The 12578-nt window shown below is 70.9% G+C and carries 9 protein-coding genes; 7 read left to right on the forward strand and 2 right to left on the reverse strand.

Features of this window, described 5'->3' with window-relative positions; translation table 11 throughout:
• Window positions 1-15 precede the first annotated feature (15 nt).
• Complete coding sequence (locus DEJ21_RS02205; protein WP_111223553.1) at window positions 16-723, reverse strand: hypothetical protein; 708 nt, start codon at window positions 721-723, stop codon at window positions 16-18.
• Window positions 724-890: 167 nt separating this feature from the next.
• Here DEJ21_RS02205 and DEJ21_RS02210 point away from each other — a divergent pair, with 167 nt between their 5' ends.
• From DEJ21_RS02210 to DEJ21_RS02230, 5 genes are all read left to right on the forward strand, one after another.
• Window positions 891-2177: a HupE/UreJ family protein gene (locus tag DEJ21_RS02210; protein WP_111223554.1), complete on the forward strand. Its 1287-nt coding sequence runs from the start codon at window positions 891-893 to the stop codon at window positions 2175-2177.
• 138 nt (window positions 2178-2315) lie between these two features.
• Window positions 2316-4448: an Ig-like domain repeat protein gene (locus DEJ21_RS02215; protein ID WP_111223555.1), complete on the forward strand. Its 2133-nt coding sequence runs from the start codon at window positions 2316-2318 to the stop codon at window positions 4446-4448.
• Between the two features lie 377 nt (window positions 4449-4825).
• Window positions 4826-6040 carry an ice-binding family protein gene (locus DEJ21_RS02220; RefSeq protein WP_258374837.1) on the forward strand — a complete coding sequence of 405 codons (1215 nt, stop codon included), beginning with the start codon at window positions 4826-4828 and terminating at the stop codon, window positions 6038-6040.
• A gap of 100 nt (window positions 6041-6140) precedes the next feature.
• A complete protein-coding gene (locus tag DEJ21_RS02225) occupies window positions 6141-6542 on the forward strand; it encodes an HIT family protein (protein WP_111094439.1) in 402 nt (133 codons plus the stop codon).
• Window positions 6543-6665: 123 nt separating this feature from the next.
• Window positions 6666-9467 carry a hypothetical protein gene (locus tag DEJ21_RS02230; protein WP_111223557.1) on the forward strand — a complete coding sequence of 934 codons (2802 nt, stop codon included), beginning with the start codon at window positions 6666-6668 and terminating at the stop codon, window positions 9465-9467.
• A 33-nt stretch (window positions 9468-9500) separates the two neighbouring features.
• Here the strand turns inward: DEJ21_RS02230 and DEJ21_RS02235 are convergent, their stop codons facing one another.
• Window positions 9501-10238 carry a GAF and ANTAR domain-containing protein gene (locus tag DEJ21_RS02235; RefSeq protein WP_111223558.1) on the reverse strand — a complete coding sequence of 246 codons (738 nt, stop codon included), beginning with the start codon at window positions 10236-10238 and terminating at the stop codon, window positions 9501-9503.
• 166 nt (window positions 10239-10404) lie between these two features.
• Here DEJ21_RS02235 and DEJ21_RS02240 point away from each other — a divergent pair, with 166 nt between their 5' ends.
• Together DEJ21_RS02240 and DEJ21_RS02245 are read left to right on the forward strand one after the other, a co-directional pair.
• Window positions 10405-11556 (forward strand): acyl-CoA desaturase, encoded by a 1152-nt coding sequence (locus DEJ21_RS02240; protein WP_111223559.1) that lies wholly within the window; start codon window positions 10405-10407, stop codon window positions 11554-11556.
• A 16-nt stretch (window positions 11557-11572) separates the two neighbouring features.
• The gene (locus DEJ21_RS02245) at window positions 11573-11782 is read left to right on the forward strand and encodes a cold-shock protein (RefSeq protein WP_071405807.1); all 210 of its coding nucleotides are present in this window, start codon (window positions 11573-11575) and stop codon (window positions 11780-11782) included.
• Window positions 11783-12578 lie beyond the last annotated feature (796 nt).

Here is a 12578-nt window from a genome sequence, read left to right on the forward strand (position 1 = left end):
CGAGGGAGCGCCCGGTCAGGGCACCCAGACGACGATGCCGCGCAGGTCGTGGAGCACGGCGGCGAGCCCGGCGCGCAGACCGCGAGCCGCGCGGTCCTCGGTGAAGGTCTCCGGGTCGTAGTGGCTCGACGGACCGAGGCCCTCGCCGCGGAACCCGCCGCCCGTCCAGTCCGCCGCCGTGACGTTCGACGTCGGCTCCGCGATCTCGGCACCGACGACCAGGAACTGCTGGTGGAGCGCGGTCGGCGAGACGGCCGCGAGCGGATCGACCATGTGGTTGCCGACGGTGATGACCAGGTCGGGCTCGGCGTCGACGGCGCGGAGCACCGCGGCGATCCGGTCGTCGGCGTCCTTCGCCGAGACCGGGGTGACGGTGACGTCCTCGTCCGCGGCCCACGACTCGACGGCCTCGAGCAGGGTCCGGGTCGGGGTATCCCCGGCGTCGGCTGCGTCGGAGAGGAGCACGACCTCGTAGTCCGACGGGGCGTGGACGCCCGACCACGAACCGGGTTCCGGGTGGATCGTGGCCTCGGGCGCCGGCGGCTGGTCCGGGTCGGAGAACCCGGTGCCCAGGACGCCGGCCGAGGCGTGCGCCGAAGCGGTCGCCGTCGGGCCGGTGGTGCCGACGGACGCCGCGGAGCACCCGGCCAGCAGGGTCGCACCGGCGCCGACCAGGGCGACGGTGGTCAACAGGACGGTCGTCCGGGTTGCGAGGCGGGTCACGGGGTCTCCTGGGGCGAGCGGGTGCGGCACACTGCCGCGACGATCGGGACCATGCAAGCACGCCCGAGGGCCGCTCCGGGCCGGTCGGGGGACCTGTCCAACACCCGTCCCGTTGCCGGTCACCGGTTGTTCACCTGCCGGTCGCATGCGAGCCGGATCGTCTGCGCGTGCCCTCCGGAACCACCGCCGCGCTCCTGCGCGCCCGCCCTGCCCGCTCCTCCCTCCTGTTCGCGTTCGTCGCACGGGCCGTCGCCGCCCTCGCGCTGCTCGCGGTGGTCGTGATCGGCGTGCTGGCGGGAGCGTCGCCGGCGTCCGCGCACGGCTTCAGCTCGGTCGTCTACGCGGACGTCACCTCGACCGAGCCGACCACCGTGCAGGCGAAGCTCGGGCTCGAGTACGACCTGATGCTCGTCTCCGTCGCGACGAGTGAGGACGACGACGCGCTGCACGAGCAGGGACAGAAGGCCTGGGACGACGGGGACTTCCCCGGCATGGTCTCGGCTGCCGAAGCGCACACCGACGCGATCGGGAAGTACGTCTTCGACCGGTTCCGGGTGACCGGCGCCGGCGGACAGGCCTGCACGGGCACGCTCGACGACACCGTCACGGTCGACATGCAGGACGAGGTGCCCTACGCCCAGGTGACCGCGGACTTCACCTGCCCGGAACCGTCGGAGACGCAGTCCGGACACGTGGTGTCGTCGGAGCTGTTCCCCGACGACGAGACCTTCGTGCGCGACACGAAGACGATCGTCACGTACGACGTCGACGACCGGGAGGGGTCGGCCACCCTCGACGCCTCGCAGCGGTCGTTCTCCACCGAGCAGTCGGCGGGCGAGCGCTTCTGGGAGTTCTTCCGCCTCGGCGCCGAGCACCTGCTGTTCGGGATCGACCACATCCTGTTCCTCGTCGCGCTCATCGCCGGGTCCCGGCGCCTGCGCGAGGTCGTGTACACCGCGTCCGCCTTCACGATCGCGCACTCGATCACGTTCATCCTCGCCGCACTCGGGGTCGTGAGCCCGCCGGCGATCGTCGTCGAGCCGCTCATCGCGCTGTCGATCGCCGCGGTCGCCGGCTGGTACCTGTGGCGGCTCTGGCGTCGTCGGTCGCGGGCTGACGAGCTGGTGGTCGCCGAGCACGGGCACTTCTCGCTCGACCAAGCCGGTTGGACCCGCCTGGCCGTCGTCTTCGCCTTCGGACTCATCCACGGGCTCGGGTTCGCCGGGGCGCTCGGTATCCACGAGGCGTTCTCGTGGCAGCTGCTCGTGTCGCTGCTCATCTTCAACGTCGGCATCGAGGCCGTGCAGCTCGCGATCATCGTCATCGTGTTCCCGCCGCTCTCGCTGCTGCGGCGGAAGGCGCACCGGGTGTCGCTCTGGGTGACGGGAGCGGTGACCGCCGGGGTGTTCGTGATGGGGATGATCTGGTTCGTGGAGCGGATAGCCGCGGGCTGACGATCCCCGTGGGACGGCTGACATCCGGCGTCCGTTCCTGAACAGCGACGAGTTGTCACTCAGCGTTTACCAAGAAGTTTTGCAGTGCATGCAGAGTCTCCCGTGCTGCACCATCCCACGTCTGAGAAACGGACCCACATGAGTCTCCTGTCCGGCGCCCCTACCCGGCGCAGAACCACCACCCTCCGCGTCTGCGGAGCCGTCCTCGGGGCCGCGCTCATCGCCGGTGCCTCGATGGTCGGCACGAGCGCCGCCACCGCGGCGACGAACACCCCCACCACGAACATCTCGACCGGTGGCCCGATCCACATCCTGCTCGGCGTCGGCGCGACCGAGAGCCAGCGCATCGCCTCGTGGTACTTCCCCACGAACGTCGCGCAGTCGCTCGAGATCCAGAAGACCGCGTCGATGACCGACGGCGTCTTCACGGACGCCAAGCAGACGATCGCCGCGTCGAAGGCCGCGAACACCGCCGCCGACACGAGCACGACCGACTCGAACACCCGGAACATCGAGGGCATCGCCGCCGAGTCGGGTTACATCAACGCCCACGCGACGATCTCGGACCTCGAGCCGAACACGTCGTACACGTACCACGTCGGTGCGGCGGACGGCTCGGCCTGGTCCGCGTCGTACACATTCACCACGAAGAGCTTCTCCGGCGACTTCGACTTCCTGTTCTTCGGTGACCCGCAGATCGGGTCGTCGGGCTTCACCGACGACGACGGTGCGGGCTGGGCGGACACGCTGAAGTACGCGACCACGAAGGAACAGGACGCCGAGCTCCTGGTCTCCGGTGGCGACCAGGTCGAGCACGCCAACAACGAGTACGAGTGGGCGTCCTTCGCCGACAGCAGCGACGTGCTGAAGCGCTACCCGTGGGCCTCGACCATCGGCAACCACGACGTGGGCGGCAAGGCCTACGAGCAGCACAACCAGGTGCCGAACTCCCTCAAGGTCCCGGACTTCTACCCGGGCGGCAACTCCACCGCGAACTCGGGTGGCGACTACTGGTACATGTACAAGGGCGTCCTGTTCATCGACATCAACTCGAACGCCTACACCGCCGGTTCGGACGCGGCCCACGTGAACTACGTGCGCGACGTCATCACCCGCCACGGCGACGACGCGAAGTGGACCGCGCTGGTCTACCACCACGCCATCTACTCGCCGGCGGCGCACGCGAACGACCGTGACAACCAGCAGCGCCGGTTCGACTTCACGCGTTCGTTCTCGGACATGGGTGTCGACCTCGTCCTGCAGGGCCACGACCACGCGTACACCCGCAGTTACGCGATCAAGAACGGCAAGAAGGCCAACGTCAACGAGCAGCCCGGTGCGGACGAGGTGTTCGCCGGTCCGGGTGGCGTGATCTACGTCACCGCGAACTCGGCCTCCGGCTCGAAGTACTACGACCTGACGACGCCGGATGCCTCCCAGGGCTACGGGCCCGACCCGCTCGACCCCACCGGTCAGCGTCACTTCGCCAACTCCGTCGAGAACCAGGAGCACGTCCGCACGTACGTGAAGGTCGGGGTCACGGACGGCAACCTCGCTGTGACGAACGTCCGCGCCAGTGACTGCACCACGCTCAACTCGGCGGTCCAACACGGCAGGGTCGACAGCTGCGGCGTGACGCTCCAGCCGACGGCCACGGCCGACCCGGCGCCGATCGGCTCGAACGTCGACGCGTTCGACCTGCACGCCACGCTCCCGGCGACCACCACCACGCTCACCGCGTCGGCCACCGAGCAGACCTACCGCACCGCGAAGCCGGCCAAGGTCACCGCGACCATCGCCGGTGGCATCGGTACCCAGCAGGGCACGGTGACCTTCAAGGACGGCAGCAAGGTCCTCGGCACCGCCCCGGTGAAGGACGGCGCGGCCAGCATGACGCTGCCGAGCACGCTCGCCATCGGCAAGCACGCGGTCACGGCCTCCTTCGTCAACGCGGACCCGGTCTACTCGGGGACGAACTCGAAGACGGCGAAGGCCACGACGGTCACCGTCGAGAAGGCCCCGTCGCGCACCGCCATCAAGTACAGCGGTGGCAAGGCGACCGTCCAGGTGAAGGCCACCGGCTTCAGCGTCGACGGCACCGCCCGGATCTACCAGGGCTCGAAGCGCCTCGCCACCGTCACGGTGGAGAACGGCGTGGTCACCTCGAAGCTCCCGCTGAAGAAGGGCACGCACAACCTGCACGCCGTCTTCGCCGGGACCTCGGAGCTCACCACGAGCACCAGCCCGACCGTCAAGGTCGTCGTCAAGTAGCACCCGGCACCAGCAAGGGCCCCGCGATCTCGATCGCGGGGCCCTTCGCCGTGGTGCGGGGGTGGACGTCTGGCCAACCCGAGGACAGACGCCGCACCGGCTGACGGGAGACCCGAACTCCCTCCCGGCCACCGCTGGTGCGAGCGACCGGTCAACCTGTGCTGAGCATGCGCCTGCAGCCCCCGTTCCGCTCACGAGCCAGGCCGTTTGCCAGGCTTTGACCGGATGTGCAGACATTCCTAGGTTCTGGCTGTGGAGAAGCGCATACTTCGAGTCTCCGAGAATGCGCGCTCGTCGCCGACGTCACCCCGCCTCTCCTTGCAGGAAGCGGTCGGACCATGCAGGCTCGCCATCCCAGACGCAGTTCCCTCCTGGTCGTGTCCGCGGCTGCCGTCGCCGCACTGATCACCCTCGGGACCGGGGGCGGAGCATCCGCCGCCACGGTCATCGACGGTCCGGTCAACCTCGGCACGGCGTCGACCTACGGCGTCCTCGGCGCGAGCGCGGTCACGAACACCGGCCCCTCCGTGATCAACGGCGACCTCGGGTTGTCGCCGGGCACGTCCATCACCGGCTTCGGCGGCGCACCGAACGGCGTCGTCAACGGCACCACGCACCAGACCGACGCCGCGGCCGCACAGGCCCAGCGCGACACCACCACCGCGTACAACGTCGCCGCGTCGCTCTCCCCGACCCAGACCGGTCTCACCGAGCTGAACGGCCTCTCGCTCTCACCCGGCGTGTACTCCGGCGGCGCCCTCGCCCTGGCCAACAACGGTGCGCTGACCCTGGCCGGCAGCGCGAACTCCGTGTGGGTGTTCCAGGCCGCGTCGACCCTGACCATCGGGTCCGCCAGCCAGATCGTCATCACCGGTGGCGCCAGCTCGTGCAACGTGTTCTGGCAGGTCGGCAGCTCCGCCACCGTCGGCACCGGCGCCCAGTTCCAGGGCACAGTCCTGGCCCAGCAGTCCGTGACCGCCACCACCGGCGCGACCGTGCAGGGCCGACTGCTGGCCCGCACCGGCGCCGTCACCCTCGACACCAACACGATCACGGCCTCCAACGGCTGCCCCGCACCGGGCACGCCGTCCGAGTCGCCGACCATCACCTCGGGCACCCCGTCCGACGGCACCGTGGACGTGCCCTACTCGTCCACCGTCACCGCGACCGGTACCCCGAACCCGACCTTCACCGCCACGGGCCTGCCCGACGGCCTGACGATCGACAGCACCACCGGCGTCATCTCCGGCACCCCGACCACTCCGGGCACCTCGACCGTGACGATCACCGCATCGAACGGCACCAGCCCGGACGACACCCAGACGGTCACCATCACGGTCCGCGCCCCGGCACCGGTGCCCACCGCGACACCCACCCCGACGGCACCTGCAGTGGTGCCCACCGCAACCCCGAGCGGCCCAGCAGGCGCCGGCGGTGGCGGTGGGGGCGGAACCGACCAGCCCACCGGTGAGCTCGCGTTCACCGGCTCGGACCCGACCGTCCCGCTGAGCATCGCCGCGGCACTGCTCGCCGCGGGTGCAACGCTCATGGTCCTGCTGCGTCGTCGTCGCCGCACCGTCGGCCGCATCTGATCCACCCGCACGATCGACGGCCCCGCGACCCTGGTCGCGGGGCCGTCTGCATGCCGTCACCGGCCTTGCGGTCGGTCCACGTGCCCGATTGCATGGGGGCATGCCGACCGATTGTGTCTTCGACGACGTGCCACGGGCCTCCCGGCTCGTCGAGGATGACCTGGTCGTCGCGCTGCTGGACGTGAACCCGGTCTCGCCCGGGCACAGCCTGGTCGTCCCGAAGCGTCACGTGGTGTCGTGGTTCGAGGCCACCGCGGACGAAGTGGCCGCGATGACGCGGCTCGTCCGCGCACTCAAGCTGGTGCTCGACGACCGGTACCGACCGGACGGGTACAACGTCGGGTTCAACGACGGCTCGGCAGCCGGGCAGACGGTGTTCCACGCCCACCTGCACGTGATCCCGCGGTACGGCGGCGACGTGCCGGACCCGGCCGGCGGCATCCGGCACACGGTGCCGGGCCGGGGGTACTACTCGCCCGGCACCCGGCCGTCGCACCCGTGAGGACCCTCAGGGACTGAGCCGCCACCTCATCCTCCAGGACGATCCGCGGCGAGCAGCGCGCTCCCTACTGTTGGCGACGGAGCGTGCGGTGGCGCATGCCCGTCGCACCAGGGGAGATCCGACGTGAACCGTTCGCCGAGACGCCGTTCCACCATCGCGCTGCAGATCGCGTGTTCGACACTCATCGCCGGGGCGCTCGCCGTCTCCGGCACGATCGCGGCGTTGCCGGCCACGGCCGCACCGGGCGACGGGTCCACCGCCGCGACGGGGGCGACCACGATCACGACGCCGGGCACGCCCGTCGCGCAGGGTGACGACTGGACGGTCACGCCGACCGACGGCGGGTACGCCGTCGTCCTGACCCTCGCCGACCCCCTGCCGCTCCGGGCGGCGGCCCCCGTCCTGCTCGTGGACGGAACCGACATCGGCGTCGCGCAGACGAGCCTCGACCAGCGGCAGCTGACGGTCACCACGACCGACCCCGCGGTCGCCGATGCCCGCAGCGTCGAGCTCGGGTGGACGGGCGAGACCGACCTGCAGGGCAACCGGCAGGCCGCCACCGCGCCGCAGACGTTCGCGCCGAGGGAAGCCCCGGCACCCCTGACCGACGACCCGGCGGCCGCGGGCCAGTACGCGGTCACCCGGGCCGACTACGACCTGGGCAACGAAGCCGAGACGATCAAGGGCTTCGGGCGCAAGGGCGAGATGCGTGCCGCCGTCTTCGTGCCGAAGGACGCCCCGGGCAAGCGCCCGGTCGTGGTGTTCCTGCACGGCCGCCACGAGGCCTGCTACGGCGGCACGTACAACCCGAAGGCGTGGCCGTGTGGGAAGGGACAGACCGACATCCCGAGCTACCTCGGCTACAACGCAGCAGCGACCGCGCTGGCGAGCCACGGCAACGTCGTCGTGTCGATCGCCGCGAACGCGATCAACGCCCTCGACGGCAGCTACTCGGACGACGGCGGAGCGGTGGCCCGCGGGCAGCTCGTCCTCGACCACCTCAGCCTGCTGCAGCGGGCGGACGCCGGACAGGAGCCCCGGCTCTCGCCGCTGCTCACCGGCAAGCTCGACCTGCAGGACGTCGGCCTCATGGGTCACTCACGCGGCGGTGACGGCGTGGTCCGCGCGGCCCTGCTCAACACGCAGCGCACGAACCCCTTCGGCATCCGTGCCGTCCTGCCCCTGGCACCGACCGACTTCGGGCGCATGACCCTGCCGGACACGAACACGGCGGTCGTCCTGCCGTACTGCGACGGCGACGTGTCCGACCTGCAGGGACAGCACTTCTACGACGACTCCCGCACCGCCTTCGGGGACGACGTGCTGCGCTCCTCGGTGCTGGTGATGGGTGCGAACCACAACTTCTTCAACACGACGTGGACGCCCGGCAAGTACGCGAAGGCGTCGTCGGACGACTGGTACGACGAGTCCGACGCGGTCTGCGGGGCGAAGGCGAAGCGCACCACGCGGCTGTCGTCCGACCAGCAGTACGCCGTCGGCACGAGCCTGATCAGTGGCTTCTTCCGCCTGACGCTGGACGGCGAGCAGCAGTTCCTGCCGATGTTCGACGGCACCAACCGCCAGCCCGCCGCCCTGGGCGCGGCCGACATCCGGGTGAGCGCTTCCCAGCCCGGCGCGAGCCGGCGCGACCTCGCCCTGTTCGACACCGCGAACCCGGCGATCACCACGACCGGTGCCCTGACGGCGAAGACCTGCGCGAGCACCGACAACCTGCCCGCGAAGCAGATCCTGCCGGCGTGCGTCTCGATCTCGTCCAACGCCCCGGACTACACCCCGGCCTACCTGGCGTCGTCGGTGCCGGCCACCCCCGCCCTGCACGTCTCGCCCACCAAGGCGGCGACCGGCGGACAGGTGCACGTCCCGGTGGCTCCGGCGGCCGGTGACTTCACGGGGTTCCAGGCGCTGTCGCTCCGCCTCACCCCGGACGACACCGCGACGACGAACGCGAACGTCTCGATCACCCTCCGCGACGCGACCGGTGCGGTGGCGACCCGACGCCTGTCCGACACCAGCCGTGCCGGACAGCTGCTCCCCGGTACCCGGACGGCCCCGCGCAAGACGATCCTGCAGCAGGCGCGCATCCCCCTCGACACGTTCACCGGCATCGACCTGACGTCGGTGCGCGAGGTGACGATCGACGTCCCGCAGAAGAACACCGGGGTCCTGCTGAGCGACCTGTCGCTCGTGCCCGCTGCGACCCTCGGCACCCCGGTGGTCACGAAGCGTCCCGCCGCACGCATCGCGGACCGGTTCGTCGACGAGGGCCGTACCCGCACGGTGGTGCGGGCAGCGGTCGTGCTCTCCCGACCGGCCGAGCAGGCCACGACGGTGTACTTCGACCTCGACCAGGCGTACGACGGGCGCATCCGCCCGGCGGTCCAGCCCGTCACGTTCCAGCCCGGCGAGGTCTGCCGCGCGGTCGCGGTCTCGGTGAACGGTGACCGCACCCCGTCGTTCTCGCGGACGTCGGACTACGCGATGACCCTCAGCAACACCCAGGGCGGTTCGGTGATCGGTGACTCGGTCGGCACGATGCGCATCCGCGAGGACGACGGCGTACGCAGCGTGAACGGACGGCCGACCGCGTCCGCTCCGGCGGTCGGGACCCCGGGTGACGCGTGTGCCGAGGCGCAGGCGTCCAGCACGGCCATCGCCGTGACGCCGACGAGCAGCCGGAAGGGTGCCAAGGTCGCGATCTCGGCGACGGGGTTCCGTGCCGGGGAGTCGGTCACCGTCAGCATCGACGGCGGTCGCGCCACCCGCACGACGGCCAACGCGGACGGCAAGGTCCGCCTGAAGATCACGAAGGCCGTGGCGGCGCTGGCGCCGGGCGCGCACGTGGTGCACGCCCGTGGCTACGGCTCGGACCAGCGGGCCCGGGGCACCTTCACGACGACGAAGTAGCCGTGCGCGGTCCGGAGCGTCCCGAGCGAACCCTCAGGACGCTCCGGCCCCGATCAGGTCGGCGAGCGGGACGTCGTCGCGCGCCACGGCGGCGGCGACCTGGCTCAGCGAGCGCTGGGTGGCACGTGCGTAGCGACGGATCATGCCGAAGGCCTCCTCGACGTCGACCCCGGCCGCACGTGCGAGGTACCCCTTGGCCTGCTCGATGGCGACCCGGCTGTCGAGGGCCCGTTGGAGCTGCTCCGCGGTGAGGGTCACGTGCTCGAGGGTCCGTTGCTGCAACAGGCTGATGGTCGCGACGTCGGCGAGGGCCTGCGCGGCTCGGGCATCGGCTCCGTTCAGGGCCCCCTCGGTCTCGCGGAACAGGTTCAGCGACCCGACGGTGGTGTCCCGCAACCGGAGCGGGATGGCGTGGACCCCCGCGTACCCGCGCGCCCGCGAGGCCTCGGCGAACCGCGGCCAGTGCTGCCGCAGGTCGTCGGCGTTCTCCGAGGTGACCAACCGGCCGGTGGTCACGGCGGTGATGCAGGGCCCCTCGCCGGCGTTGAGCTGGAGCAGACCGATGAAGCTGCTGCGCTCGCTCGTCGAGGCGACGACCCGCAGCTCGTCGTGCTTGTCGAGCAGGTGGATGGCACCCGCGGCGGCGTCGAACAGCTCGACGGCCCGGTCGACCAGCGTCTGCAGGACGTCGACCACGTCGTAGTCCGCCACCAGGCTGTCGGTGAGGGTCACGAACGTCTCGACCAGTCGTGCTTCGCGTACCTCGGTCATGTGGGGAACGGTCCTTCCGTCGAGCAGGCGGGACAACCGTAGCCGAGCAGCGGACACGCGGACCTGTGGCTTGCACCGAGGAGCGCGGCGGCTCTAGCGTTGGACCAGCAGCCCCAGACCCCGGCCGCCGGAACGATCCTCCATTCCGATGACGACCAGGGAATCCATGACCACGCAGCACGCCGGTACCAGCCCGCAGCGGGAGACCAGCTCGAAACCCCTCACCGGCGGCTACCGGAAGACCGGCTCCTCGGCCGGGCCGCGGACCGGCGGCACCTCGTCCTACTCCGCGCTGTTGGCGCAGGTGAAGGAAGCCGGGCTGCTCGAGCGCCGTCGGGGGTTCTACTGGGCGCTGTTCTCCGCGCTCGTCGTGGCGACGGCCGCGTGCTGGGTCGCGTTCGCGTTCCTGGGTGACTCGTGGTTCCAGCTGATCGTGGCCGGGGCGCTGGGTGTGCTGTTCACGCAGTTCGCGTTCCTGTCGCACGAGGCCGCGCACCGTCAGGTGTTCGCGTCCCAGAAGTGGAACGACCGCGCGGGCCGCTGGGTCGGGACGTTCCTGGTGGGCCTCAGCTACTCGTGGTGGATGAACAAGCACACGCGTCACCACGGCAACCCGAACACCGTCGGCAAGGACCCGGACATCGCCCCCGACGTGATCCGGTTCCTGCCCGAGGACGCCGCCGCCGTCAAGAACGGGCCGCTCCGGGTGTTCGTGCAGTACCAGGGCTGGCTGTTCTTCCCGTTGCTCACGCTCGAGGGCATCAACCTGCACCGGGCTGCGGTCATGTCGGTGCTCCGCGGGACGGGTGGGCGCAGTGACGTCCGGGGGCGGGTCCTCGAGGGCGTCCTGCTCGTTGCCCGTTTTGCGATCTACCTGACGGTGGTGTTCTGGTTCCTGCCGTTCGGGATGGCGTGTGCGTTCCTCGGGGTGCAGCTGGCCGTGTTCGGCGTGATGATGGGCGCCTCGTTCGCCCCGAACCACAAGGGCATGCCGACCATCGCCCACGACGCGAAGGTCGACTTCTTCTCCCGCCAGGTGCGCACCTCGCGCAACATCCGTGGCGGCTGGTGGGTGTCGTTCCTGATGGGTGGCCTGAACTACCAGGTCGAGCACCACCTGTTCCCGTCGATGCCGCGTCCGGCGCTGAAGCAGGCCCGCCTGCTCGTGCGGGACCACTGCGACACCCTCGACGTGCCGTACACCGAGACCACGTTGCTGCGTTCCTACGGGATCGTCGTCCGGTACCTCAACCGCGTCGGCCTCGGCGCCCGCGACCCCTTCGCGTGCCCCATGGTCGCGCAGCTGCGCATCCACTGACGCCGTGCTGACCGCCATGCCCACGGGCACCGTCAAGTGGTTCGACCACAGCAAGGGGTTCGGCTTCATCCACCCCGACGACGGGTCCCAGGACCTGTTCGCGCACTTCTCCAGCATCGTCGCGGCGACCGGCTCCCGGCCGCTCGCCCAGGACGATCACGTGCAGTACGAGATCGGGCCCGGCAAGAAGGGCCCGCAGGCGGACAACATCTCGATCATCCGCTGATCGGCACCACCACGAGCAACGCCCCGACCGGTCCGGTCGGGGCGTTGCTCGTGGTGCGCGTGGCCGTCGCCGCGGCCACGGCCGACCGAGTCTCGCCCCGCCGGACAGACCGCGCGTCCCGGCACCCGCAACCTGTCCGCGGAACCGAGTCTCGGCGGGGGCCGCCGGCCCGGCGCACCACGGGACGGACGGGAGGCCCGGTGCCAGCTGGCACCGTCCCTCCCGGCACGGCCGTCGAGCCGCCTGCCCCCGGTCCATAGCTGCGGGCTGGCTGTGTTTCGCGCTGAGCGACAGCCCACGCGAACGTGAGCCCGTGAGGTGTCGCCCAGCCCGTGACGAGGGCGGCCGCCGGCCCGGCGCGCGCGCGGACGGACGGGAGGCCCGGTTCCAGCTGGCACCGTCCCTCCCGGCACTCTGTACGCCCGTTCTTTCCCATCGCGCGCGCGTTGGTTCGCAAGAACGGGCGTACCTGGTTGAAAGAACCCACCAGGTACGCCCGTTTCCGCCAGGTACGCCCGTTTCCGCCAGGTACGCCCGGTTCCGCCGGGTACGCCCGAGTACGCCCGGTTCCGCCGGGTACGCCCGGGTACGCCCGGTTCCGCCAGGTACGCCCGGTACCGCTCGACGCACGAGCCGCGACGCAAGTCGGCCCGGGCCACGCTGCTGCGTGGTCCGGGCCGACTGTGGTGGTGCGGGGTGTTACTTGATCTGTGCGGTGATGGTGGCGGTGCCGACGAGGAGGCCGCGCTTGACGGCGTCGGTGCCGAAGGTCTTGTTCAGCAGGCCGGCGGCGTCT

Origin of the sequence: Curtobacterium sp. MCSS17_006, assembly GCF_003234215.1 — a bacterium.
GTDB classification, from domain to species: Bacteria; Actinomycetota; Actinomycetes; order Actinomycetales; family Microbacteriaceae; genus Curtobacterium; species Curtobacterium flaccumfaciens.